General features: G+C 62.6%; 27 protein-coding genes, 1 tRNA gene and 2 pseudogenes. 6 read left to right on the top strand and 24 right to left on the bottom strand.

The window, feature by feature from the left end:
* The first annotated feature begins 31 nt into the window (after positions 1-31).
* Positions 32-745 carry a sulfite exporter TauE/SafE family protein gene (locus tag Q7T45_RS11285; protein WP_304870731.1) on the top strand — a complete coding sequence of 238 codons (714 nt, stop codon included), beginning with the start codon at positions 32-34 and terminating at the stop codon, positions 743-745.
* Between the two features lie 398 nt (positions 746-1,143).
* Positions 1,144-1,563, top strand: a complete 420-nt coding sequence (locus Q7T45_RS11280; protein ID WP_304870729.1) for a globin — start codon at positions 1,144-1,146, stop codon at positions 1,561-1,563.
* Positions 1,564-1,568: 5 nt separating this feature from the next.
* Here the strand turns inward: Q7T45_RS11280 and Q7T45_RS11275 are convergent, their stop codons facing one another.
* Positions 1,569-1,916 (bottom strand): hypothetical protein, encoded by a 348-nt coding sequence (locus Q7T45_RS11275; RefSeq protein ID WP_304870727.1) that lies wholly within the window; start codon positions 1,914-1,916, stop codon positions 1,569-1,571.
* Positions 1,917-2,130: 214 nt separating this feature from the next.
* Here Q7T45_RS11275 and Q7T45_RS11270 point away from each other — a divergent pair, with 214 nt between their 5' ends.
* Complete coding sequence (locus Q7T45_RS11270) at positions 2,131-2,436, top strand: VOC family protein (RefSeq protein WP_304870725.1); 306 nt, start codon at positions 2,131-2,133, stop codon at positions 2,434-2,436.
* A gap of 190 nt (positions 2,437-2,626) precedes the next feature.
* Here Q7T45_RS11270 and Q7T45_RS11265 read toward each other — a convergent pair whose 3' ends face one another.
* The 21 genes from Q7T45_RS11265 to Q7T45_RS11165 are packed head-to-tail and all read right to left on the bottom strand — an operon-like array spanning position 2,627 to position 21,621.
* Positions 2,627-2,902: a DUF1467 family protein gene (locus tag Q7T45_RS11265; protein ID WP_304870724.1), complete on the bottom strand. Its 276-nt coding sequence runs from the start codon at positions 2,900-2,902 to the stop codon at positions 2,627-2,629.
* A 1-nt stretch (position 2,903) separates the two neighbouring features.
* A complete protein-coding gene (mce, locus tag Q7T45_RS11260) occupies positions 2,904-3,308 on the bottom strand; it encodes a methylmalonyl-CoA epimerase (RefSeq protein WP_304870722.1) in 405 nt (134 codons plus the stop codon).
* 23 nt (positions 3,309-3,331) lie between these two features.
* Positions 3,332-5,002: a ribonuclease J gene (locus tag Q7T45_RS11255; protein ID WP_304870721.1), complete on the bottom strand. Its 1,671-nt coding sequence runs from the start codon at positions 5,000-5,002 to the stop codon at positions 3,332-3,334.
* Positions 5,002-5,814: a biotin--[acetyl-CoA-carboxylase] ligase gene (locus Q7T45_RS11250; RefSeq protein ID WP_304870719.1), complete on the bottom strand. Its 813-nt coding sequence runs from the start codon at positions 5,812-5,814 to the stop codon at positions 5,002-5,004. The genes Q7T45_RS11255 and Q7T45_RS11250 overlap by 1 nt, the downstream gene beginning before the upstream one ends.
* Positions 5,815-7,248: an NADH-quinone oxidoreductase subunit NuoN gene (nuoN, locus tag Q7T45_RS11245; protein WP_304870717.1), complete on the bottom strand. Its 1,434-nt coding sequence runs from the start codon at positions 7,246-7,248 to the stop codon at positions 5,815-5,817.
* A 23-nt stretch (positions 7,249-7,271) separates the two neighbouring features.
* Positions 7,272-8,780 carry an NADH-quinone oxidoreductase subunit M gene (locus Q7T45_RS11240; protein WP_304870715.1) on the bottom strand — a complete coding sequence of 503 codons (1,509 nt, stop codon included), beginning with the start codon at positions 8,778-8,780 and terminating at the stop codon, positions 7,272-7,274.
* Complete coding sequence (gene nuoL / locus Q7T45_RS11235; RefSeq protein WP_304870713.1) at positions 8,780-10,852, bottom strand: NADH-quinone oxidoreductase subunit L; 2,073 nt, start codon at positions 10,850-10,852, stop codon at positions 8,780-8,782. The genes Q7T45_RS11240 and nuoL overlap by 1 nt, the downstream gene beginning before the upstream one ends.
* Positions 10,853-10,860: 8 nt before the next feature.
* Positions 10,861-11,169 (bottom strand): NADH-quinone oxidoreductase subunit NuoK, encoded by a 309-nt coding sequence (gene nuoK / locus Q7T45_RS11230; RefSeq protein WP_304870711.1) that lies wholly within the window; start codon positions 11,167-11,169, stop codon positions 10,861-10,863.
* The gene (locus Q7T45_RS11225) at positions 11,166-11,804 is read right to left on the bottom strand and encodes an NADH-quinone oxidoreductase subunit J (protein ID WP_304870709.1); all 639 of its coding nucleotides are present in this window, start codon (positions 11,802-11,804) and stop codon (positions 11,166-11,168) included. The genes nuoK and Q7T45_RS11225 overlap by 4 nt, the downstream gene beginning before the upstream one ends.
* Before the next feature lie 9 nt (positions 11,805-11,813).
* Positions 11,814-12,308, bottom strand: coding sequence for an NADH-quinone oxidoreductase subunit NuoI (gene nuoI, locus Q7T45_RS11220; RefSeq protein ID WP_304870707.1), 495 nt, complete (start codon positions 12,306-12,308; stop codon positions 11,814-11,816).
* Positions 12,309-12,315: 7 nt separating this feature from the next.
* Positions 12,316-13,386 (bottom strand): NADH-quinone oxidoreductase subunit NuoH, encoded by a 1,071-nt coding sequence (nuoH, locus tag Q7T45_RS11215; protein WP_304870705.1) that lies wholly within the window; start codon positions 13,384-13,386, stop codon positions 12,316-12,318.
* Positions 13,387-13,390: 4 nt separating this feature from the next.
* Positions 13,391-15,463, bottom strand: a complete 2,073-nt coding sequence (nuoG, locus tag Q7T45_RS11210) for an NADH-quinone oxidoreductase subunit NuoG (protein WP_304870704.1) — start codon at positions 15,461-15,463, stop codon at positions 13,391-13,393.
* Between the two features lie 15 nt (positions 15,464-15,478).
* Positions 15,479-16,804 (bottom strand): NADH-quinone oxidoreductase subunit NuoF, encoded by a 1,326-nt coding sequence (gene nuoF / locus Q7T45_RS11205; protein WP_304870703.1) that lies wholly within the window; start codon positions 16,802-16,804, stop codon positions 15,479-15,481.
* A 22-nt stretch (positions 16,805-16,826) separates the two neighbouring features.
* Positions 16,827-16,991 (bottom strand): hypothetical protein, encoded by a 165-nt coding sequence (locus Q7T45_RS11200; protein ID WP_304870701.1) that lies wholly within the window; start codon positions 16,989-16,991, stop codon positions 16,827-16,829.
* 37 nt (positions 16,992-17,028) lie between these two features.
* Positions 17,029-17,640, bottom strand: a complete 612-nt coding sequence (gene nuoE, locus Q7T45_RS11195; RefSeq protein WP_304870699.1) for an NADH-quinone oxidoreductase subunit NuoE — start codon at positions 17,638-17,640, stop codon at positions 17,029-17,031.
* Between the two features lie 14 nt (positions 17,641-17,654).
* Positions 17,655-18,608, bottom strand: coding sequence for an FkbM family methyltransferase (locus Q7T45_RS11190; protein ID WP_304870696.1), 954 nt, complete (start codon positions 18,606-18,608; stop codon positions 17,655-17,657).
* The gene (locus tag Q7T45_RS11185) at positions 18,608-19,801 is read right to left on the bottom strand and encodes an NADH-quinone oxidoreductase subunit D (protein WP_304870694.1); all 1,194 of its coding nucleotides are present in this window, start codon (positions 19,799-19,801) and stop codon (positions 18,608-18,610) included. Before Q7T45_RS11185 ends, Q7T45_RS11190 begins: the two co-directional genes overlap by 1 nt.
* 2 nt (positions 19,802-19,803) lie before the next feature.
* A complete protein-coding gene (locus Q7T45_RS11180; RefSeq protein ID WP_304870692.1) occupies positions 19,804-20,412 on the bottom strand; it encodes an NADH-quinone oxidoreductase subunit C in 609 nt (202 codons plus the stop codon).
* Positions 20,409-20,660, bottom strand: coding sequence for a hypothetical protein (locus tag Q7T45_RS11175; RefSeq protein WP_304870690.1), 252 nt, complete (start codon positions 20,658-20,660; stop codon positions 20,409-20,411). Before Q7T45_RS11175 ends, Q7T45_RS11180 begins: the two co-directional genes overlap by 4 nt.
* An 8-nt stretch (positions 20,661-20,668) precedes the next feature.
* Positions 20,669-21,265, bottom strand: a complete 597-nt coding sequence (locus tag Q7T45_RS11170; RefSeq protein ID WP_304870688.1) for an NADH-quinone oxidoreductase subunit B family protein — start codon at positions 21,263-21,265, stop codon at positions 20,669-20,671.
* Positions 21,256-21,621 carry an NADH-quinone oxidoreductase subunit A gene (locus Q7T45_RS11165; RefSeq protein WP_304746759.1) on the bottom strand — a complete coding sequence of 122 codons (366 nt, stop codon included), beginning with the start codon at positions 21,619-21,621 and terminating at the stop codon, positions 21,256-21,258. The genes Q7T45_RS11170 and Q7T45_RS11165 overlap by 10 nt, the downstream gene beginning before the upstream one ends.
* Before the next feature lie 362 nt (positions 21,622-21,983).
* Between Q7T45_RS11165 and Q7T45_RS11160 the strand changes: the two genes are divergently transcribed.
* Complete coding sequence (locus Q7T45_RS11160) at positions 21,984-22,178, top strand: hypothetical protein (RefSeq protein WP_304746757.1); 195 nt, start codon at positions 21,984-21,986, stop codon at positions 22,176-22,178.
* A gap of 109 nt (positions 22,179-22,287) precedes the next feature.
* On the opposite strand, the gene Q7T45_RS11155 is transcribed toward Q7T45_RS11160, so the two are convergent.
* Positions 22,288-22,364: transfer RNA gene (locus Q7T45_RS11155), tRNA-Asp, on the bottom strand.
* A gap of 226 nt (positions 22,365-22,590) precedes the next feature.
* Here Q7T45_RS11155 and Q7T45_RS11150 point away from each other — a divergent pair.
* Both Q7T45_RS11150 and pepT read left to right on the top strand, forming a co-directional pair.
* A complete protein-coding gene (locus Q7T45_RS11150) occupies positions 22,591-22,890 on the top strand; it encodes an HU family DNA-binding protein (RefSeq protein ID WP_304870686.1) in 300 nt (99 codons plus the stop codon).
* A gap of 137 nt (positions 22,891-23,027) precedes the next feature.
* Positions 23,028-24,274: pseudogene (gene pepT, locus Q7T45_RS11145) on the top strand (peptidase T).
* Positions 24,275-24,279: 5 nt separating this feature from the next.
* On the opposite strand, the pseudogene Q7T45_RS11140 reads toward pepT, so the two are convergent.
* Positions 24,280-24,512: pseudogene (locus Q7T45_RS11140) on the bottom strand (SAM-dependent methyltransferase); the annotation flags it as partial.

The raw sequence follows: 24,512 nt of genomic DNA, 5'->3' as shown, positions 1-24,512 counted from the left end.
ATGTTGTTCCCACTCATCTGCGGGAATATCAATGTTCGACTTCGACCAACCCCTGCTTTTTGCCGGATTGCTGCTAGGGTTGTCATCGAGCCTGCACTGCTTCGGCATGTGCTCCGGCATAGCCGCCAGCCTGCATTTCGCCGCCGAGTTCGATCCCAATCGACCTGCGCGCAGTCTCCTGGCAACAACGGTGCTGGTCAATGTGGGACGGATAATCGGCTACGTGACCGCAGGGGCGATCGTCGGCGGCATCGGTTCCAGCATCTTCGGATCATTCGATCATTCGTCAGCCCATGCGGTTCTTCGCTGGGCATCCGCAGCGACGCTGGCCTGGATCGGGCTTTCCATGCTCGATCTCATGCCTCTTCCGGCTGTGCTCTATCAGGTTGCTTCAACCGTCAGTCGCACAATGGACACCGTCGCAAGCGCGTCACGGCTACCGGCGTCGGCCCGGCTTTTCTTGGGCGGGGCGATTTGGGGCTTTCTTCCCTGCGCTATGGTCTACGCCGCGCTATTTTATGCGATGCTTTCGGGCTCGTGGTTCGGCGGGGCGCTGGTGATGTCCGGTTTTGGCATTGGCACCTTGCCGGTGCTCGTGGGGGCGGGCCTCGGCCTTCCGCTGCTGCGCCGCCGGGCTACCTCGGCCTGGCTGCGGAACGGGGTCGGAGTCGCCATCATTACGGTTGGAATTATCAGCGCCGGCGTAACTCCGACAACGTTCGCGGCGTGGTGCAAGTCGGGCTGAAACCATCAGGATAGTATCACCCACCACGAGCCTACTCTTTTACCAAAAGGCGCACTCTACGGCGAAATCCACCGCTGGTTGCTAAATCCCAATGATTTCGTCGATTGCTCTAATTTTGAACAATCGTTGCTGAAATTGATGACAAAACGAAAAAGATGGTCTACCAATGCGGGCTCAGGCTGGCCGTAAGGCAGGTCTGGTGGTCCAAGTCTCGGGAGGAGCCCTGGCGCGCACAAGCAGCGTCGCCCCGTCTAATCAAGATCAAATCCAATCTTGCGGGGAAATAGGGTCGACACAATTTTCAGAGCAGGGCTTCGCGCCCTGCTCTTTTTTTTCGAGATTATTTTTCGCGATGTTCTGGAATCACCGGCTCACGCAACGAAATCGCGACGCAGCGCATGACCGCACAGGCCAATCCGATCCAGCACAGCTTTGAACTCGCCGCGGAGCGTTGCGAGGATCTGACTCCACTGGTCTATGAAAGGCTGTTCCGCGAACACCCGGAAACGCTGGCGATGTTCCGCAGCGACGGAAGCGAACTCGTCAGGGGCTCGATGTTGGCACAGACCATCGACGCGATGCTGGACTTCGCCGGCGAGCGGTCAGGACGTTTTCGCATGATCGAATGCGAGGTGCAGTCGCACGACGCCTACGGCACGCCACGCGAACTGTTCGGCAAATTTTTTGGCATAATCGCGACCACGATGCGCGAGGTGCTCGGAAACGACTGGTCACCCGAGATCGACGCGGCGTGGCGGAAATTGCTCGGTGACATCGATCGCCTTGTCGCCTTAAGCCGGGCGCAAATCGAAGCCTGACTTTTTCAATCCCGCTCCAGGAAGTTCGAACCGATGTCGGCTTTCTTCTTGATCGGATCGTAATCGCAATAAACGCCGTCAGCAACGAGCGTGTAGTTCGCAATGACGGTGTATTTGTCGGGCCGCACCGAGTTCAACCCGACCACCGCGGTCCTGGTCCCGGTATTCCATTTGAACGGCGTCGTGCTCGGCGCCCTCTCGCAGGCCGCCACCGCCTCGGCAAAGACATAGCCTTCGACAAAGGCTTTCACCGTCCGCAACTGGCCCAGCGTTTTCCAGTTCATGTAGAAGGCGCCCGCAAGAGCGGCGACCAGCAGCAGCAGAACCCCGGCGACAATCCTTTGAAACGTCATTTCCAATTCTCCCCACTCGCCAGCATAATACAGAGCTATCGAATGATTCAATGCGTTCGCAGCTTCCGCGTTGATTGATTCAGCGCGCGGCGAATCCATATGACGGAAAGTAGCGGAGGAGTATCTCAGTGAACCTGGGTGGAATTACCAACCTCGATTATACGGTCCTGTTGTGCAACAGGATGGATGAAACGCGGGCATTCTACCGCACGTCATGAAGTTTCCTGTCGAGACCGACCAAGAGCATTGGGTCAGTTTTCGCGTGGGCGCCGCGCTGTTGACGCTGCGGCCGCGCACGGCCTGGACCGTCTGCGACGACGGCAAATCAATTCCCGGATCGGCGGCGGTTCAGCTGGCCTTTCGCGTTCCGCCGCCCGCGGTCGACGCCTGCCATGCGGAATTGGTCGCCAAGGGCGTGCCGATCCTGAGGGGGCCAACCGATCTGCCGGACTGGCGCCACCGCACGCTGTTCTTTCGCGACCCCGAGGACAACATCATCGAAATCTACGCTGAATATTGAGGGATTATACTCTGGGCGCGAAGCAAGCATCGCTGTCATCGCCCGGCACTTGACCGGGCGACCCAGTACGCCGCGCCCTCGCGTTCTAGCGCAACTGCTCTGGAATAATGGATCCCCCGCTTTCGCGGGGGACGACGACTGTGGGTGGTCTGGCCTCGGGGACTCGTTATCGTCCCGCGCTGAGCATGCCCTAGAACGACGTCCCCATCAAATTCGACAGCCGCTCGATGTTCAGGTAGCCGGCGCGATAGGCCAGCATTCCGATGCCGTAGACGACCGCCGCGATCACGGTGGTCCAGATCAGCTTGCGGCCCATCCTGGTTGTGATCGGCGCGCCGGGGTCGGTGCCGGGCGCGCCGACGCCGTCTTCATGCTGGCTGCGGACGCCGAACGGCAGCGTCACGAACAGCACGATCCACCACAATACGAAGTAGATCGCCAGCGCGGTTGAGATCGAATAGGCCATCTCAGTTCTGTTCGATTTCGACGAGCGCGCCGGAAAAATCCTTCGGATGCAGGAACAGCACCGGCTTGCCGTGCGCGCCGATCTTCGGCACGCCGTCGCCAAGTACGCGGGCACCCTCCCCGATCAACTTGTCGCGCGCCGCGATGATGTCGGGCACGTCGTAGCAGATGTGATGGATGCCGCCATCAGCGTTGCGCTCGATGAATTTTGCGATCGGCGAGGCCTCGCCGAGCGGCTGGATGAATTCGATCTTGGTGTTGGGCAGCGTCACGAACACGGTGATGACGCCGTGCTCGGGCAGCGGCACCGCGGCGGAAATCTCCGCCCCGAACGCCGCGCCATAGATTTTGGCGGCCTTCTCGGCGTCCTTGACCGCGATCGCCACATGATTGAGCCGGCCCAGCATGGCACCCCCTCCGCCTTGATTTCCTAAACCGTCAGAACATGAACGTAGCACAGGGGCTTCTTGCCCCACTGCTGGTTGATCGTGGCGCGCACCGCGCGGCGCACCGACTCCCCCATCGCGTCGGGATCGCGCCGCTTGGCCCGCGGCAGCCCCTCCACGGTCGTGACCACCACGTCGAACACGATCTCGTCGATCAGTTCGCCCGCGGTGTTCTTCTCGGGAATGCCCACCAGATCGACCTCGGGATCGTCGGCCAGCTCGCCCTTGTCGGTGACGGCGAAGGCGACGAAGGCGCAGCCGGCAAATGCCAGTTTCTTGCGCTCGACAACCGCCCGCGACTTGGAATCCTCGAGTATCGAGCCGTCCTTGTAGAGCCGCCCGGACGGCAGCTCCTCGAACACGCCGGAATCGCCCGGCCCCAGTTTGACCAGGTCGCCGTTGCGGCAGATCAGCACTTTCGGCACGCCCGCGGCCCGCGCCAGCTTGGCGTGCTCGAACAGATGCAGCGCCTCGCCGTGAACCGGGATCAGCAGCTGCGGACGAACCCATGAAATCATCTCGCGCAGCTCGTCGCGGCGCGGATGGCCGGAAACGTGGACGAGATGGGTACGGTCGGTGATCACCTCGATACCCTGCGTGATCAGTCCGTTGATGATCCCGCCGACCGCCTTCTCGTTGCCGGGAATGGTGCGCGAGGAAAAGATCACGCAGTCGCCCTTGTTCAGGGTGACCTGCGGATGGTCGTCATTGGCGATGCGCGACAGCGCTGCGCGCGGCTCGCCCTGGCTGCCGGTGCACAGTGCCAGCACCTTGTCCGGCGGGAAATGGCCGTAGAGATCGGCGCCGCGGAAACTCTGCACGCCGTCGAGATAGCCGGTCTCGCGCGCCACCTGTACCACCCGCTCCATGGCGCGGCCGACCACGACGACCTCGCGTCCGGAGGCTTTTGCCGCGTCAGCCACGGCGCGAAGCCGCGCGACGTTGGAGGCAAAGGTAGTCACCGCGACCCGGCCTTTTGCGCTCTTCACCAGCTCAGTGATGGTCTTGGCGACTTCCAGTTCGGACGGCGAGCGGCCTTCCCGCACCGCATTGGTGGAATCGCCGATCAGCGCCAAGACTCCGGCGTCGCCGAGTTCGCGCAGCCGCCGCTCGTCGGTCGGCACGCCGATGATCGGCGTCGGATCGATTTTCCAGTCGCCGGTGTGCAGCACGGTGCCGGCGGAGGTGTGGATCGCCAGCGCGTGGGACTCCGGAATCGAATGCGCCACCGGAATGAACTCGACGCTGAACGGGCCGATGTCGATGCGGCCGCCCGACGGCACCACGGTGACCGGGATTTTCGGCGGATGGCGCTCGGAAGCGCATTTGGCCGCGAATAAAGCCGCGCTGAACTGGGTCGCGTAGATCGGGCATTTCAGCTTCGGCCACAGGTCCATGATGGCGCCGAAATGATCTTCATGGGCATGGGTCAGCACCAGGCCCACCAGATTCTTCCGCTCCTTTTCGAGGAAGCGGACGTCCGGCATGATCAGGTCGATGCCCGGCAGATGCTCCTCGTCGCCGAAGGAGACACCGAGATCGACCGCCAGCCAGGACCGCTGGTGGCGGTTGCCGAGGCCATAGATCGACAGATTCATGCCGATTTCGCCGACGCCGCCGAGCGGCGCAAAGGTCAGTTCATCCGGACGCGCCATCAGACCGCCCCCGCCGATGCTGCAGAGCCGAAATAGACGTCTCCGGCCGATATCGGGACCCGATGGCCGTCCGCTTTGCGGACGATCAGGCAGCCCTGCTCGTCGATGGTGTCGAATATCCCCTCGATTGACGCGGTGCCGGTCTGGACCGCGACCGGCTGTCCCAGCCCGGCCGCGCGCTCCAGCCACAGCCGCCGGATCTCGCCAAAGCCCCGGCCATTGTCCCAGATGCCGCGGGACTCGGCCCAGGCATTCGACAGTTCGGTGAATAATTCCTCCGCGCCGATGTCGACGCCGATGGCCGCCAGCGACGTCGCTGGGGTCGGCGTGCCCTCTGGTGCCGCCACGACGTTGGTGCCGATGCCGACCACCACGGCCAGCCGGTCACCCGCGACAGCCTCCGCCTCCAGTCCGATGCCGACGAGCTTTTTATTCCCGGCCAGGACGTCGTTGGGCCATTTCAGCGAAAACTTCATATGTTCCGATCCCGCCGACCTCAGCGATGCTTCGATGCTTACTTTTTGCAGTGCCGTCTCGATTGCAAGTCCTGCGGCAAAACCCAGCGTCGCCGCAACCGCAGGCGCCACATCGATCACTTCGAGGATGCTGCTCGCCAGATTTCCGCGCGGAGCGATCCAGGGGCGATTCCGTCGTCCGCGCCCAGCCGTTTGCTCCGACGTCACGAACCACATCGGACCATACTCGCCCTCGCGCGCCCGCGCCATGGCTTCCGCATTGGTCGAGCCAATTTGGTCGAAGGCGGTGAGCCGGTAGCCCGCCGAAATGGCCCGCGGACCGAGCTTAAATGCCATCTAGAACAGCGACTTCGCCGCCGACGTCGCCACGCTGACCAGCGGCCCCGGATAGACGAAGAAGAAGATGTTGAAGAGGCCCGCGACCGCCAGCACCGTGCGCAATTCCATCCGCATCGGGTCGAGCTTGGCCAGCGGCTCGTCGAAATACATCACCTTGATGATGGTGAGATAGTAATAGGCGCCGACCACGCTGGCGACCACGCCGATCACGGCCAACGTAAACAGATTGGCCTTGATGGCCGCCACGAACACATAGAATTTGCCGAAGAAGCCCGCCAGCGGCGGAACGCCAGCCAGCGAAAACAGCAGCATGGCGAAGAAGAATGCCAGCAGCGGGTTGGTGCGCGACAGCCCTGCGAAATCGCTGATGCTCTCGACGTGCTGGCCATTGCGCTTCATGGTCAGGATCACGGCAAAGGTGCCGAGCGTCATGGCGACATAAATCGAGATATAGACCAGGACGCCCTGCGCGCCCTCGACCGTGCCGGCGGCAAGACCGACCAGCGCAAATCCCATATGGCCGATCGACGAATAGGCCATCAGGCGTTTGATGTTGGTCTGGCCGATGGCGGCGAACGAACCCAGCACCATCGAGGCGATCGCCACGAACACCACGATCTGCTGCCACTCCGAGACGATGCCCGGAAAGGCGGTCAGCGCCACGCGGGTGAATACCGCGAGGGCAGCGACCTTCGGCGCGGAGGCGAAGAACGCGGTGACCGGGGTCGGCGCGCCCTCATAGACGTCGGGCGTCCACATGTGGAACGGCACCGCGGAAACCTTGAAGCAAAGCCCGGCCAGCAGGAACACCAGCCCGAACACGATGCCGATGCTGCCGGTCTTGGCGGCCGTGGCGATCCCGGCGAAACTGACGGTGCCGGTGAAGCCATAGATCAGCGAGGCGCCGTACAGCAGCATGCCCGACGAGAGCGCGCCGAGCACGAAGTACTTCAGGCCGGCTTCGGTGGATTTGGCATTATCGCGGTTGCTGGCGGCGACCACGTAGAGCGCGAGGCTCATCAGCTCGAGGCCGAGATAGAGCATGATCAGGTCGCCGGCCGAGATCAGCACCATCATGCCGAGCGTCGAGAGCAGCACCAAGATGGCATATTCGAAGATCCGCCGCGACGGATCGGCCAGAAATTCCGCCGACAGGATCAGCGTCGCCGCCGAACCGATCAGCGTCAGGATCTTCAGGAAGCGGGCGAAATCATCGACGATGAAACTGCCGCCGAAGGTGGTCAGCTTGCCGGCCGGCAGCATCAGTTCCAGCGCACCGACCACCACCAGAAGGCCGATCGCAAGGCCGGTGACGAGCCTGGTCGTCTCCTTGCCATAGGCCCCCAGCATCAGCAGCGCCATGGCGCCGACCGCCAGCACCAGCTCCGGCAGCACGGGCAGCAGTTGATATCCTGCAGATTCAAAACTCATGGCGTTGTCCTGACCCGCTGCCGCTATTGCAGCAGCGCGGCTGCCTTCACGGCAGTGATCGCGGTGTTGTAGTTGTTGACGAGTTGCTGCACGGAGGCTGCCGACATATCGAGCACCGGCTTCGGATAGACGCCGAACAGGATGGTGAGAAACAACAGCGGCACCAGCGTCAGGCTCTCGCGCAGCGTGAGATCCTTGATGCTGGCCAGTGACGGCTTTGTCAGCTTGCCGAACACGACCTTGCGATAGAGCCACAGCGCATAGGCCGCCGACAGGATGACGCCGAGCGTCGCCGCGGTCGCGGTCGGGATCGAGACCTTGAAGGTTCCGACCAGCGTCAGGAACTCGCCGACGAATCCGGAAGTGCCGGGCAGACCGACATTGGCCATGGTGAACACCATGAACACGACGGCGTAGAGCGGCATCCGGTTGACCAGGCCGCCATAGGCCGCGATCTCGCGGGTATGCATGCGATCGTAGACGATGCCGACGCAGAGGAACAGCGCGCCCGAGACAATGCCGTGCGACACCATCTGGAACACGCCGCCGGCGAAGCCCTGGGTGGTGCCGGCGAAAATGCCCATGGTGACGAAGCCCATATGGGCGACCGACGAATAGGCGATCAGCTTCTTGATGTCCTCCTGCATCAACGCCACCAGCGAGGTGTAGATGATGGCGATGACCGACATCCCGAAGATCAGCGGCGCGAAATCATGCGAGGCCAGCGGGAACATCGGCAGCGAGAAGCGCAGGAAGCCGTAGCCGCCCATCTTCAGGAGGATCGCGGCCAGCACCACCGAGCCCGCCGTCGGCGCCTCGACATGCGCGTCCGGCAGCCAGGTGTGCACCGGCCACATCGGCATCTTGACCGCGAAGGAAGCGAAGAACGCCAGCCACGCCCAGGTCTGCAAGGATCGCGGCACCGCAGTCTGCATCAGCGTCGGGATGTCGGTGGTGCCGGCGTTCCAGTACAGCGCCATGATCGCCAGCAGCATCAGCACCGAGCCGAGCAGCGTGTAGAGGAAGAACTTGAAGGAGGCATAGACCCGGCGCGGGCCGCCCCACACCCCGATGATCAGGAACATCGGGATCAGGCCGCCCTCGAAGAACAGATAGAACAGCACCAGATCGAGCGCGGAGAAGGTGCCGATCATCAGCGTTTCCAGAAGCAGGAACGCCATCATGTATTCGCCCACCCGCTGGGTGATCGATTTCCAGCTCGCGATGATGCAGAACGGCATCAGGGCGGTGGTAAGGATCACGAACGGCAGCGAAATGCCGTCGACACCCATGTGATAGGTGATGCCGCTGGCGAGCCACTGCGCCTTCTCGACGAACTGGAAATCCGGCTGCGCGGCATCGAAGCGCCACACCAGGATGAGCGACACCGCAAAGGTAATCAGCGTGGTCCACAGCGCGATCCAGCGCGCGTTGCGTCGCGCCGCTTCGTCGTCGCCGCGGCTGAGATAGATCAGCAGCGCGCCGACCACCGGCAGGAAGGTGACGACCGAAAGAATGGGCCAGGTAGTCATCAATGGGCCCCCGCGCCGAACATAAACCAGGTGATCAGACCTGCGACCCCGATCAGCATCGCGAAGGCGTAGTGATAGAGATAGCCGGTCTGGATTTTCACCACATTGCGGGTGACATCGAGCACCCGCGCCGATACGCCGTCGGGACCGAACCCGTCAATGACGTAACCGTCGCCCTTCTTCCACAGGAAGCGGCCGAGCCACTTGGTCGGCCGGACGAAGATGAAATCGTAGAGCTCGTCGAAGTACCATTTGTTGAGCAGGAACTGGTAGAGCATCTGGTGCTGGTTGGCGAGTTCCACCGGAAGGTAGGGCCGCCGGATATAGAACAGCCACGACACCACGAAGCCCAGCGCCATCATGACCGTCGGCAGGAACGCGATGGCCTGCGGCACGTGGTGCATCTCGTCGATGATTCCGGGATGCATCTTGACGGAGTCGCGGAAGAATTCCGCCACGCCGTGGCCGGCGAACAGCTCCTTGAACGGGAAGCCGGCGAGGATCGATCCGGCAGCGAGAATGCCGATCGGGACCAGCATCCACAACGGCGCCTCGTGCGCGGCCTCATAGTGCTTCTGATCGTGCGGCTCGCCATGGAAGGTCTTGAAGATCAGACGCCATGAATAAAATGAGGTCAGGCCCGCCGCGATCACGGTCATCAGGAAGCCGTAGAAGGCGAACGGATTGTGCGAGACGAACGCGGATTCGATGATCGCGTCCTTGGAGAAATAGCCCGCCGTGAGCGGGAATCCGGTCAGCGCCAGCGTGCCGATCACCATCACGATGTAGGTGAAGGGGATCTTGTCCTTCAGCCCGCCCATGTTGCGGATGTCCTGCTCGTGATGCATCGCATAGATCACCGAGCCTGAGCCCAGGAACAGCAGCGCCTTGAAGAAGGCGTGCGTGAACAGATGGAACATGCCGACCGAATAGGCCCCCGCTCCCATCGCCACGAACATGTAGCCGAGCTGCGAACAGGTCGAATACGCCACGATGCGCTTGATGTCGTTCTGCACGAGCCCGACGGTGGCAGCGAAGAACGCCGTGGTGGCGCCGAAGAACATCACCGCGGCCTGCGCATTCGGCGCGAGCTCGAACAGCGGCGACAGCCGCGCCACCATGAAGACACCCGCGGTGACCATGGTCGCGGCGTGGATCAGCGCCGAGACCGGCGTCGGGCCCTCCATGGCGTCCGGCAGCCAGGTGTGCAGCAGGAACTGGGCCGATTTGCCCATCGCGCCCATGAACAGCAACAGGCAGATCAGCGTCAGCGCATCGGCGTGCCAGCCGAAGAAATTGATGGTCTTGCCGGTCAGCCCCTGCGCGCCGGCGAAGATGGTCTCGAAGTCGGTCGAGCCGATCATCATGAAGATCGCGAAGATGCCGAGCGCAAAGCCGAAATCGCCGACCCGGTTGACCACGAAGGCCTTGATGGCGGCGGCGTTCGCCGACGGCTTCTGGTACCAGAAGCCGATCAGCAGGTAGCTTGCGAGGCCGACGCCCTCCCAGCCGAAGAACAGCTGCACCAGATTGTCCGAAGTCACCAGCATCAGCATCGCGAAGGTGAACAGCGAGAGATAGGCAAAGAACCGCGGCCGGTGCGGATCCTCATCCATGTAGCCGATGGAATAGAGGTGCACGAGCGACGACACGGTGTTGACCACCACCAGCATCACGGCGGTCAGCGTGTCGACGCGCAGCGCCCACGCGATCTGCAGGTCGCCGGAATTGATCCAGGTGAACAGCGCGATGCGCGCGTCATGGTGCATGAAGCCGACGTCGACCAGAGCGACCCAGGACAGCGCGGCAGACACCAGCAACAGTCCGGTCGTGATCAGCTCGGCCGCGCGCGAGCCCGCCGCCGGCGGCTCGGCCGCATGATGGTCGTCATGGCCATGGTCATCGTGGCCGTGATCGTCATGGGCATCCGACGCATACGCGCCGTGGCCATGGCCGTCATCGTGATGCTCGACCACATCGCCGCTCGGGTTGCGCGCATGCGCACCGAAGATAGCGATCAGGCCCGCGAGTACAGCGCCGATCAGCGGCAGAAAGACGATTGCCTGGATCATTTCGCGCGTTAACCCTTCATCAGATTGACGTCTTCGACCGCAATCGAGCCGCGATTGCGGAAGTACACCACCAGCACCGCAAGCCCAATCGCGGCTTCCGCCGCGGCCACCGTGAGCACCAGCAGCGCAAACACCTGCCCGACGATGTCGCCGAGGAAGGTCGAGAACGCCACCAGGTTGATATTGACCGCGAGCAGGATCAGCTCGATCGACATCAGGATGACGATGATGTTCTTGCGGTTGAGAAAGATGCCGAGGATCCCGATCGTGAACAGGATGGCGCCGACCGAGAGGTAATGTCCGAGACCGATGGTCATTTCACCCACTCCGGCGCGTCCGCGTCCTGCAGCCCCTGCCCCGACGCCACCGTGCGCACGCTCATCGCGAGCTCCGGCGTCCGCGCGTTCTGCACGTTGATGTCCTGCCGCTTGACGCTGACCTTGTGGCGCAGCGTCAGCACGATGGCGCCGATCATCGCCACCAGCAGCACCATGCCGGCGATCTGGAAGTAATGAATGTACTTGGTGTAGAGCACCAGCCCGAGTGCCTCGGTATTGCTGATATTGGCCGGGATCGTCGACGTAACCGATTTGGCGACGTCGGGATTGATGACCCAGCCGCCGCCGACCAGCAGCAACTCGGCGAGGAAGATCGCGCCGATCACGAGGCCGAACGGTAGGTATTCCAGGAATCCCTCGCGCAACTCGGTGAAGTCGACGTCGAGCATCATGATCACGAACAGGAACAGCACCGCGACCGCGCCGACATAGACCACGACCAGGATCATCCCCAGGAACTCGGCGCCCATCAGGATGAACAGGCCGGAGGCGTTGACGAAGGCCAGGATCAGGAACAGCACGGAGTGCACGGGATTGCGTGACACAATCACCATCACCGCCGAGGCGACACAGACGCCGGCGAACAGATAGAAGAACAGGGCTGGAAGGATCATGCCCTCACCTCACCGGTACGGCGAATCGAGTTCGATGGATTTCGCAATCTCGCGCTCCCAGCGGTCGCCATTGGCGAGCAATTTCGCCTTGTCATAATAGAGTTCCTCGCGGGTCTCGGTCGCGAATTCGAAATTCGGTCCCTCGACAATCGCATCGACCGGACAGGCCTCCTGGCACAATCCGCAATAGATGCATTTCACCATGTCGATGTCGTAGCGCACCGTGCGCCTTGTGCCGTCGTTGCGGCGCGGGCCGGCCTCGATCGTGATCGCCTGCGCCGGACAGATCGCCTCGCACAGCTTGCAGGCGATGCAGCGTTCCTCGCCATTGGGATAGCGGCGCAGCGCGTGCTCGCCGCGGAAGCGCGGCGAGATCGGCCCCTTCTCGAACGGATAGTTCAGCGTCGGCTTCGGCTTGAAGAAATAGCGCATCGCGAGAAAGAACGCCGAGACGAATTCCGTCAGCAGGAGCGAGCGGGCCGTAGCGTTGATGTTGACACTCATAGCGACCTCATTTCGGCGCGATGCCGGCGAAATGCAGCACACCGGCCACAATCACCACCATCGCCAGCGACAGCGGCAGGAACACCTTCCAGCCCAGCCGCATCAACTGATCGTAGCGGTAGCGCGGCACGATCGCCTTCGCCATCGCAATCAGGAAGAACATGAAAAATACCTTGAGCGTGAACCAGATCACCCCGGGAACCCAGGTGAACGGCACGACGTCGATCGGCGGCAGCCAGCCGCCGAGGAACATGATCGTCGCCAGCGCGCACATCGTGGTAATCGCGACGTACTCGCCGAGCATGAACAGCAGATAAGGCGTCGAGCCGTATTCGACCATGAAGCCCGCGACCAGCTCGGATTCGGCTTCCACCAGATCGAACGGCGGACGGTTGGTTTCCGCCAGCGCCGAGACGTAGAAGATCACGAACATCGGGAACAGCGGCCAGACGTACCAGTTCAGGATCGTCAGCTGCGGCAGGCCGATCAGGCTCGCCAGGCCACGGGTGTGCTGCGCCTCGACCACGGCCGACAGGTTCAGCGAGCCCACGCACAACAGCACCGTGATGATCACAAAACCGATCGAGACCTCGTAGCTGACCATCTGCGCCGCCGAGCGAAGTGCTGCCAGAAACGGGTATTTCGAATTCGACGACCAGCCGGCCATGATGATGCCGTAGATCGACAGCGACGAAATCGCGAAGATATAGAGCACCCCGACATTGATGTCGGAGATAACCCAGCCGAGATCCATCGGGATCACCGCCCAGGCCGCCAGCGCCAGCACGCAGCTCACCAGCGGCGCCAGCAGGAACACGCCCTTGTTGGCGCCGGACGGGATGATCGGCTCCTTCAGCACGAACTTCAAAAGGTCGGCGAAGGACTGGAACAGGCCCCAGGGGCCGACCACGTTGGGTCCGCGCCGGATCTGCACCGCCGCCCAGATCTTGCGGTCGGCCAACAGGATGTAGGCGATCGCGACCAGTAGAATGACGAGCAGCATGACGCTCTGCGCGATCATGATGATCAGCGGCCACAGGAAGCCGGTCCAGAATCCGCTTGCGAAAAATTCAGCCATCAGTTCACTCCGCCGCCGTCAGCATTTGCCCGGAGGCCAGGCGGGAACATTCCGCCATGATCGCTGACGCGCGTGCGATCGGGTTGGTCAGGTAAAAATCCTCGACGGTCTTGAACGGCGCCTTCTCGACGCTGCCGCCCTTGCCCGCCAGCTTCTTGATGTCATCGGCCTTGCCGGCCTCGATTTGGTCGATGCGCATCAGATGCGGCACGGCCTTGAACATTGCCTGCCGCAACGCGGCCAGCGAATCCCAAGGCAACTTCTTTCCAAGCACATCCGACAGCGCGCGGACGATCGCCCAGTCCTCGCGCGCCTCGCCCGGCGGAAATGACGCGCGGTTGGCCATCTGCACCCGGCCCTCGGTGTTGACGTAGATGCCGGATTTCTCGGTATAGGCCGCCCCCGGCAGGATGACGTCAGCGCGATGCGCGCCGCGGTCGCCGTGGGTGCCGATATAGACCACGAAGGTGCCGTCAGGCGCCTTGATGTCGTCGGCGCCGAGCAGGAACAGAACATCGAGTGTGCCGAATGTCGTCATCTGCGCCGCGGTCAGGCCGCTTGCGCCCGAGGAAAAGCCAATGTCGAGCGCGCCGACCCGCGCGGCGGTGTCGTGCAATATTCCGAACCCGTTCCAGTCGCCCGTAACCGCGCCGACATCGAGCGCGAGCTTTGCCGTGGCGGCGAGAACCGCCGCCCCGTCATGGCGCGCGGCCACGCCGGCGCCGACCAGCACGATCGGATTCTTGGCGCCCTTCAGCACGTTCGCGAAGGCGTGCTTGCCGGCGGCGAGTTCGCTCAGCGAATCCGTGCCCGCGCCGAGATAGTCGTAATCATAGGTGAGATCGGCCCTGGCGCCGATCACGCCGATCTTGAGCTGGCCGGAGCGCCAGCGCTTGCGGATGCGCGCGTTGAGAACCGCGGCCTCCTTGCGCGGGTTGGAACCCACGATCAGCAATGCGTCGGCCTGCTCGATGCCGGCAATGGTCGGATTGAAAATGTAGGAGGCGCGGCCAGCTTTGGGATCGAAGGCGTCGCCGCCCTGCACCGCCAGATTGGCGGAGCCGGATTTGGCCAGCAGCTCCTTCAGCGCGAACATCTCCTCGACCGCGGCGAGATCGCCGGCAATGGCGCCGATCCGCTTGCCGTCGATGCGGCCGGCCTTGGCCGCGATGGCGCCGAATGCCTCCGGCCACGACGCCGCGCGCAACTTGCCGTTCTCCCGGATGTAGGGCCGGTCGAGCCGCTGGGTGCGCAGGCCGTCGACGATGTGGCGGGTCTTGTCGGAAATCCACTCCTCGTTCACCGCCTCGTTGACGCGCGGCAGGATCCGCATCACCTCGCGGCCGCGGGTATCGACCCGGATCGCCGAGCCGACGCCGTCCATCACATCGATCGACTGCGTCTTGCCGAGCTCCCAGGGCCGCGCCGAGAAGGCATAGGGTTTGGAGGTCAGCGCGCCGACCGGGCAGATATCGACCAGATTGCCCTGCAGTTCCGAGGTCAGCGCCGATTCCAGATAGGTGGTGATCTCCATGTCCTCGCCGCGGCCGGTCGCGCCCATTTCCGGCACGCCGCAGACTTCGGCGGCGAAGCGGACGCAGCGCGTGCACTGGATGCAGCGGTTCATCGAGGTCTTGACCAGCGCGCCGAGGTATTTGTCCTCGACCGCGCGCTTGTTTTCGGCGAAGCGGCTGGTGTCGACGCCGTAGCCCATCGCCTGATCCTGCAGGTCGCACTCGCCGCCCTGATCGCAGATCGGGCAATCCAGCGGGTGGTTGATCAGCAGGAATTCCATCACGCCTTCGCGCGCCTTCTTCACCATCGGCGAGCGGGTCGAGATTTCCGGCGGCTCGCCCTTGGGACCGGGACGGCAATCGCGAACCGCCCAGGCGCAACTTGCCACCGGCTTCGGGCCGCCCTTCACCTCGACCAGGCACATCCGGCAATTGCCCGCGATCGACAGCCGCTCGTGGTAGCAAAAGCGCGGGATTTCCGCGCCCGCCATTTCACAGGCCTGCAACAGCGTGAAGTCCGCGGGGACATCGATCTCTTTGCCATCGACGATGAGTATGGTCATTGCCTCAAGTCTTTCCTACTCAGCCGCTACCATATGCGCGGGATCGCGAATGCCGGCGTCGTCGGCATCCGCCTTGTGCGAATACTGGTCGATGCGTTCCTCGATCTCGTGACGGAAATGCGCAATCAGGCCCTGGATCGGCCACGCCGCGGCGTCGCCGAGCGCACAGATGGTGTGACCCTCGACCTGCTTGGTCACTTCCAGCAGCATGTCGATCTCGCGCTTGTGGGCGCGGCCCTCAGCCATGCGGGTCAGCACCCGCCACATCCAGCCGGTGCCCTCGCGGCACGGCGTGCACTGGCCGCAGCTCTCGTGCTTGTAGAAATAGGAAATCCGCGCGATCGCCCGGATCAGGTCGGTCGACTTGTCCATCACGATGACGGCGGCGGTGCCGAGGCCGGAGCGCAGCTTGCCGAGGCTGTCGAAATCCATCGGGGTGTCGATGATCTGGTCGGCCGGCACCATGCGCACCGATGAGCCACCGGGGATCACCGCCTTGAGATTGTCCCAGCCGCCACGGATGCCGCCGCAATGGCGCTCGATCAGCTCGCGGAACGGGATCCCCATGGCTTCTTCGACGTTGCAGGGCCGCTCGACATGGCCGGAGATGCAGAACAGCTTTGTGCCGACATTATTGGGGCGGCCGATCGCGGCGAACCATGCCGCGCCGCGCCGCAGGATATCCGGCGCCACCGCGATCGACTCGACATTGTTGACCGTGGTCGGACAGCCGTAGAGACCGACATTGGCGGGGAATGGCGGCTTCAGCCGCGGCATGCCCTTCTTGCCTTCGAGGCTTTCCAGCAAGGCGGTCTCTTCGCCGCAGATGTAGGCGCCGGCGCCGTGGCTGACATAGATGTCGAATGGCCAGCCGTTGATATTGTCCTTGCCGACCAGTTTTGCCTCATAGGCCTGGTCGATCGCGGCCTGCAGATGCTCGCGCTCGCGGATGAATTCACCGCGCACGTAGACGTAGCAAACATGCGCATTCATCGCGAAGCTGGCGAGCAGGCAGCCCTCGACCAGAAGATGCGGATCGTGCCGCATGATCTCACGGTCCTTGCAGGTACCGGGCTCGGATTCGTCGGCATTGACCACGAGATAGCTCGGCCGGCCGTCGGTCGATTCCTTCGGCATGAACGACCATTTCAGTCCGGTCGGGAATCCCGCCCCGCCGCGTCCGCGCAGGCCGGACGCCTTCATCTCGTTGATGATCCAGTCGCGGCCCTTGTCGATGATCGCCTTGGTGCCGTCCCAGGCGCCGCGGCGGCGCGCACCCTCGAGACCCCAGTCGTGGAGGCCGTAGAGGTTCTTGAAGATGCGATCCTTGTCGTCGAGCATGACGTGAAACTTCCCTCGGAGGTCAGCGTTTGGACTGCATGTAGGCGAGACCCGCGGCACATCCGCCGAAGGTCAGCGCCCAGAGCAGGCTTGAATCGAGCGACGCGTTCAGCGCATAGCGTTGCAGCAGAAAAATGAACGCCGCAGCCGCGACCGTGTGCATCGCGATGTAGAGCCAGCTATTCATCGCACCGGCACTCCCCGCCCGGCCGCGCGAACCCTGTTCATGTCGTTTCCTTCAGCGTGGTCAATCCGCCCACGGGGGCAGAAAACTGTCGGTCGATCTGCGGACCCGGCTTCGGCGGATTGCCGGAGGCAAAGCCGTCCAGCACCTTGCCGAAGCTTTCCTTGGTCAGGTCCTCGTAGGTGTCCTTCCAGATCAGCACCATCGGCGCGTTCACGCAGGCGCCCAGACACTCGACCTCTTCCCAGCTGAAATTGCCGTCCTTGGACAGATGGAAGGGATCATGATGGATGCGGCTCTGGCACACTTCGATGATATCGCCAGCGCCGCGCAGGCGGCACGGCGTGGTGCCGCAGACCTGCACATGGGCCTTCTTGCCGACCGGCTGCAGCTGGAACATGGTGTAGAAGGTCGCAACTTCGAGCGCCCGGATGTAGGGCATGCCGAGCAAATCCGCGACCGCGCGGATCGCCGCCTCCGACACCCATCCCTCATGCTGTTCCTGGACGCGCCACAGGATCGGTATGACCGCGGAAGCCTGGCGGCCTTCCGGATATTTGGCGATCTGTTGCTTGGCCCAAGCGAGGTTTTCCGCTGTGAACGTGAAGTTCGCGGGCTGCAGTTCCTTCGGAGCAAGGCGACGGACGGACATTGTCTCTCAGTCTCTCATTGCGCGCGGCGCGCGGCGTTCAGGGCGCTGATCCGGTTGTGCCAGAAAGCGCTTGCGGTGCCGAACACGTTGTAGCCGACGTGGGTTGAAACCTTGATGCGATCGAGTATCGAAAGCTCGGTCACGGTTTCCAGCAGATTGCTGCGCGGATCGTAGACGATCAGCTTCAGCGGAGTCTGTTCGAGGATGTAGCGCGATACGGTGTGATGGGGATCATTGCCGTGCTCCTCGCACAGAATGACGCTGTCGCCCTGCAGGAGGCGCGTGCCGCCCTTCATCGCCTCGATCTCGACGCCTTCGACATCGAGCTTGATCAGGAATTTTCCGTTCGCGGAAACCTTGCCGTCATCGATCAGGTTATCGAGCGCGATAACCGGCACTTCCTCGCCGCCATCGCCGTCACCGGCGATGCTGAATGCCTCGTGCTTGGTGCCGGACAGCCGGGCGGTGCCCCTCGCAGCGCCGATCGCGCACTTCATCGCCTCGAAACGGTTGCCATTGATCTCGGCATTGTTCTTCAACTTCGCAAAGTTCTGCGACGACGGCTCGATCGCAATCGCCTTGTGCGACCCATAGGGTGCGCTGGAAACCAGTACCGACCAGTAGCCGTAATTGGCGCCGCAATCGAGCAGCGTGTAGTCGACATCGGCGGAGTGCTGAAACAGCAGCTCGAGTTCGTCTTCATACGAGAACGAGCGATTGAGCAGCTTGCTCCAGTAGCCGTCGCCATAGGGAAAGGCGAAGATCGCGTCCGCATTCAGCCTGATGTCGATATCGCGCTCGGGCAGCGTCTTGCGCAGCAGATTGGCGCACATATTGTAGCCGCGATGCGAGAAGTGCGACGAAATCTTGGAGCCGGTCGCCAATGCCAGCGCAGCCGTTCGCTCCCACAGGTTGGCCCCCTCGAGAGCCCCGGAACCACGGTCAAACTGGATGGGCGGCATCGCCATCACCGATCGACCTCTCCGAACACGATATCGAGCGAGCCGAGAATGGCCGAGACGTCAGCCAGCAGGTGGCCCCGACAGATGAAGTCCATCGCCTGCAGATGCGCGAAGCCCGGCGCGCGGATCTTGCACTTGTAGGGCTTGTTGGTGCCGTCGGCGACCAGATAGACGCCGAACTCGCCCTTCGGGGCTTCCACCGCGGCATAGACTTCGCCGGCCGGCACGTGGAAACCCTCCGTGTAGAGCTTGAAGTGATGGATCAGCGCCTCCATCGAGCGCTTCATCTCGCCGCGCCGGGGCGGCGCGATCTTGTTGTCCTCGACGACGACCGGTCCCTGCCCGTCCGGCGCGCGCAGCTTCGCGATGCACTGCTTCATGATGCGCACGGACTGCCGCATCTCTTCCATGCGGATGCAGTAGCGGTCGTAGCAATCGCCGTTCTTGCCGATCGGAATGTCGAAATCCATCTCGGCGTAGCACTCGTAGGGCTGCGCCTTGCGCAGGTCCCAGGCAGCACCCGAGCCACGCACCATGACGCCGGAAAAACCCCATTCCCAAGCCTGCGCCAGCGTCACCACGCCGATGTCGACGTTGCGCTGCTTGAAGATGCGGTTGCCGGTCAGCAGGGTCTCGAGATCGGCGACCACCTGCAGGAACGGATCGCACCAGGCGTCGATATCGTCGACCAGTTTTGGTGGCAGGTCCTGATGCACGCCGCCGATCCGGAAATAGGCCGCATGCATTCGCGAGCCGGAGGCGCGCTCGTAAAACACCATCAGCTTTTCGCGCTCTTCGAAGCCCCACAGCGGCGGGGTCAGCGCGCCGACGTCCATCGCCTGCGTCGTGACGTTGAGCAGATGCGACAGGATGCGGCCGATCTCGCAATAGAGCACGCGGATCAGCTGGCCGCGGCGCGGCACCGATATGCCGAGCAGCTTTTCCGCCGCGAGGCAGAACGCGTGTTCCTGGTTCATCGGCGCGACATAGTCGAGCCGGTCGAAATACGGAATCGCCTGCAGATAGGTCTTGTGCTCGATCAGCTTTTCGGTGCCGCGATGAAGCAGGCCAATATGCGGATCGAGGCGCGCGACAACCTCGCCGTCCAATTCTAGGACGAGTCGCAACACGCCGTGCGCGGCCGGATGCTGCGGTCCGAAATTGATGGTGAAATTACGCAGTGCTGCTGCTTCGGTCATGATCAGACTTTCGGCCCCGCCTTCTCATCGCCGGGGAGGACCGGATAGTCGGCGCCTTCCCAGGGCGAGAGGAAATCGAACTTGCGGAATTCCTGGTTGAGACGGACGGGTTCGTAGACCACCCGCTTCTCCTGGTCGTCGTAGCGGACCTCGACGAAGCCGGTGAGCGGGAAATCCTTGCGCAGCGGATGACCGTCGAAGCCGTAATCGGTCAACAGCCGCCGCATGTCGGGATGACCGGTGAAGATCACGCCATAGAGGTCGTAGCACTCGCGCTCGAACCAGTCGGCGCCGGGGAAAACCTCGATGATCGAGGGCACCTGGGTGCTCTCGTCGGCTTGCGCGCGCAGACGGATGCGTTCGTTCAGTGTCGGCGACAGGAGGTGATAGACCACGTCGAAGCGCTTTTCGCGGCCCGGATAGTCGACCGCCGTGACGTCGATGAAGCTGACGAAACGGCAGCCGGGATCGTCGCGCAGGAATTTGACGACATCGACGACCTTGCTCGCGTCGATAGCGACGGTGAGCTGGTCAAAAGCAATCGTATATCCGGTAACAACGCCAGGCAGCGACGCCTTTATCGTTTCGCCGAGCTCAGCAAGCTTGCTCACTTATGACCCTCTAACTCGCGCACCTTGTTTTCAGGAGCTTCGATCCGTTCCTCGAACTCACCCGTCAAGAGCTTGCTTAGAAGGGTGTCGGCGGTGAGCGCTTGCCGGAAACTCTTCTGTGCCTCTTCAACCCCGCCCAAGCGCTTGTCGAGCATCATCATCAAGGCTCTTGTCTGCTCGTGCTGCTCCAGGTTTTCAGCACGCATTTCACGAAGCAGCGGCACGATCATGTCTGCGGGATCAGTCATGGCGTCTCTCAGCGTTCGATGGTTCCGGTGCGCCGTATCTTCTTCTGCAGCAGCATCACGCCGTACAGCAGAGCTTCCGCGGTCGGCGGGCAGCCGGGCACGTAGATGTCGATCGGCACGATACGGTCACAGCCACGCACGACCGAATACGAGTAATGATAGTAGCCGCCGCCATTGGCGCAGGATCCCATCGAGATGACGTAGCGCGGCTCCGGCATCTGGTCGTAGACCTTGCGCAGCGCCGGCGCCATCTTGTTGGTCAGGGTGCCCGCGACGATCATCACGTCGGACTGCCGCGGGGAAGCGCGCGGGGCAAAGCCGAATCGTTCAGCGTCGTAGCGCGGCATCGACATTTGCATCATCTCGACCGCGCAGCAGGCCAGACCAAAGGTCATCCACATCAGCGAGCCGGTGCGCGCCCAGGTGATCAGGTCATCGGTGGCGGTGACGAAGAAGCCCTTGTCCGACAGCTCGTGGTTGACCTCGAGGAAAAACGGGTCGTTGGCCCCGACCGGGCGGCCGGTCGAGGGATCGAGAATGCCTGATGCAGCCGGCGCGATCACCGGTGCAAATCCTGGTCTTGCGGCGGTGGGGCTCAATCCCATTCGAGCGCGCCTTTCTTCCATTCATAGGCAAAGCCGACGGTCAGGACGGCGAGGAAAACCAGCATCGACCAGAACCCGGTCGCCCCCAATTTTCCGAACGCCACCGCCCACGGGAACAGGAATGCCACTTCGAGGTCGAAGATGATGAAGAGGATCGCCACCAGATAAAACCGGACGTCGAACTTCATGCGGGCGTCGTCAAAAGCGTTGAATCCGCATTCATAGGCGGACAGCTTTTCCGGATCGGGCTGCTGGAAGGCGAGGAGAAAGGGCGCGATCAGCAGCGCCAAACCGATCAGGCCCGCGACCCCGATAAACACCACCAGGGGAAGATATTGCTGCAAGATGCCGGTCATCGGCGAAGCCCTTATTCCGCGGTTTCTGGGGCCGCAGATTCGTTAATTGGAATTGTTCTGAGGCTTAGCGCAGCGCAACAAGGGGCGCAAGACAAGCTATTTTTGAGGCCCCAGCCACCGTCAGATGCGGCGGGATAACTCGGGAGCGAGGCGAGAGGCGACCTCTCAGCCCAGCTTCTTTTTCGGTGCGAGGGTCTCGGCGGCGGTAGCGGTCAGACGGTTGCTGCGGTCACGACCTGCGGCCGAAATACCCCGGAAATCCCGACGAAACCATTTTGCGGAACCCACGAAACCATCCGGAAACAGAGCGGGCGTACTCATCCAGCCAACGACGCGGCGGCAAAGTCGCCCTGGAGGCTCAGATGAACCACTCAATTCACTCGGCGGATCGCTCCACCCACCTCAAGATCGTGGTTGTCGCCTTGGTGGCTGGCATCGCGGTGGCGGCACTCGGGATCTCGGCGCGCACCAGCTCGGATTACAGCCAGACTGCTCAGGTGGTGAAGGCCGGCAAGGCGATCACGGTGACCAGCTCGAACGCCTCGATGGTCCGCTAAGGCAAAGTCTGGACTTCCGCCGGGATAGCCGGAACAAGGGTCGCCTTCGGGCGGCCTTTTTGCGTTTGGCGATGTCCAGGAAATGAAGTTTTGCCAATCCAGCGATCACTGGCGCGAGAGACGGGACTCGAACCCGCGGCCTCCGCCGTGACAGGGCGGCGCTCTAACCAACTGAGCTACTCCCGCGGATGCCGTGATCGGTGACTGATCCGCTTCGAAGGGACGGCATAAAGGCGCGTTCCTTCCAAGTCAAGGTCGTTGCGAATCCCCGCATAAGTCGGGCATTTTTGCGATGTCGATGCAAATAATGGCCTATTTGCAGGCAAAACAGCGTAGTCAGTTCGCCACCGAATCGTTTAAGGCCTGATACATCTGAGTTTCCTTAAGCCATCATCAACGAGGAGGGCCAAATATGGCGAAGAAGGCAGCGACCCCGACCACCGTCACGCTCAAGCATCTGGCGGCCGCCATCGCCGAGGACCAGGAATTGTCCAAGAAGCAGTCGGAAGCCATCCTGACCGACCTGGTCAGCCGCATCACCAAGCACCTCAAGAAGGGCGAACGCATCCGGATCGTCGGCCTCGGCATCCTCCAGGTGCGCAAGCGCGCCGCCCGCATGGGCCGCAACCCCGCCACCGGCGAGGCGATCCAGATCAAGGCCAGCAAGAAGGTTGCCTTCCGCGCGGCCAAGGAGCTGAAGGAAGCCGTCTGACGGACGCGTTTTCCGGCATCTGACCTTGAGTAATCCGTACTTGGCGTCATTCCGGGCGCGGCCGACGCGGCCCCCGGAATGACGTTTCGGCCCTCCACCCGGCTTTCCCGGCCCTGCCAGCGGTTTTGATTGTGGTCTTGCCTTCAGGCTTCACACACACCGTGACCGAGCGCTTCCTGCGCTACGTGGTGATCGACACCCAGTCGGACCCGACCTCCCCCACCTGCCCCTCGACCGAAAAACAAAAGGACTTGGGCCGGCTGCTGGCCGGCGAGTTGCAGGCGATGGGCCTCGCCGACGCGCATCTCGACGCGCACGGCTTGTCTATGCGACGATCCCGGCCAATACCGATAAGCAGGTGCCGGTGATCTGCTTCTGCTCGCACATGGACACATCGCCCGATTGCACCGGCAAGGACGTCAAACCGCAGATCGTCAAGAACTACCGCGGCGGCGACATCGTGCTGCCGGCCGACCCCACCCAGGTGATTCGCGCCGCGGACCATCCCGCGCTCAAGGACCAGATCGGCAACGACATCATCACGTCAGACGGCACCACCCTGCTCGGCGCTGACAACAAGGCGGGGCTGGCCGAAATCATGGATGCCGCGCAGTTCCTGCTGAACAACCCGCAGATCAGGCATGGCGCGATCAAGATCCTGTTCACGCCGGACGAGGAGATCGGACGCGGCGTCGACAAGGCCGACCTGAAAAAACTCGGCGCCGATTTTGCCTACACGATGGACGGCGAAACCGCGGGGAATATCGAGGACGAGACCTTTTCCGCCGACGGCGCCACCATCACCATCGAAGGCGTCAGCACCCATCCCGGCTTTGCCAAGGGCAAGATGGAGCACGCGATCAAGATCGCCGCCGCGATCATCGAACGCCTGCCCAAGACCACCTGCTCGCCCGAAACCACCGAGGGCAAGCAAGGTTTTCTGCATCCGATCGGCATTTCAGGGGCATTGGAAAAAGCCACGCTCGATTTCATCGTGCGCGACTTCACCGACGAGGGTTTGAAAGAGAAGGAAGCGCTGCTGGAAAGCATCGTCCGGGACGTGATGAAGGACTTTCCGCGCTCGACCTGCAAGCTGGAGATCAAGCAGCAGTATCGCAACATGAAGCAGGTGATCGATCGTCACCCCGAAATCATCGACAACGCGATGGAGGCGATCCGCCGTACCGGGCTGACGCCTACGAAGACGTCCATCCGCGGCGGCACCGACGGCTCGCGGCTGTCGTTCATGGGGCTGCCCTGTCCCAACATCTTCGCCGGCGAGCACGCGTTTCATTCGCGGCTGGAATGGGTGAGCGTGCAGGACATGGAAAAGGCGGTGCAGACCATCGTGCATCTGGCGATGATTTTCGAGGAGCGGGCCTAGCCCGTCTACGAAGCGCGCGCCGTCACGATCCAGATCGACCCGGGAAGCACCACCGTGTCGCCGCTGGCGAGCGGCGCAAGCGCTTCGCGGAGCGAATGGATGGCTGCCGCGCGAACTTCAGCGGGTTGGCCTTCCAGCGCGCGGTGGGCCGGGCCAATTTCAAGCGCACCCTGCACGGCTGCATCGAGACCGCGCCCGATCGCAATATCCATCGAAAGCGGGCACGCCTCCATCTCCA

Source organism: Bradyrhizobium sp. (assembly GCF_030646015.1).
In the GTDB taxonomy this organism is placed as follows: domain Bacteria; phylum Pseudomonadota; class Alphaproteobacteria; order Rhizobiales; family Xanthobacteraceae; genus Bradyrhizobium.
This window is presented reverse-complemented; position numbering and strand designations above follow the sequence as displayed.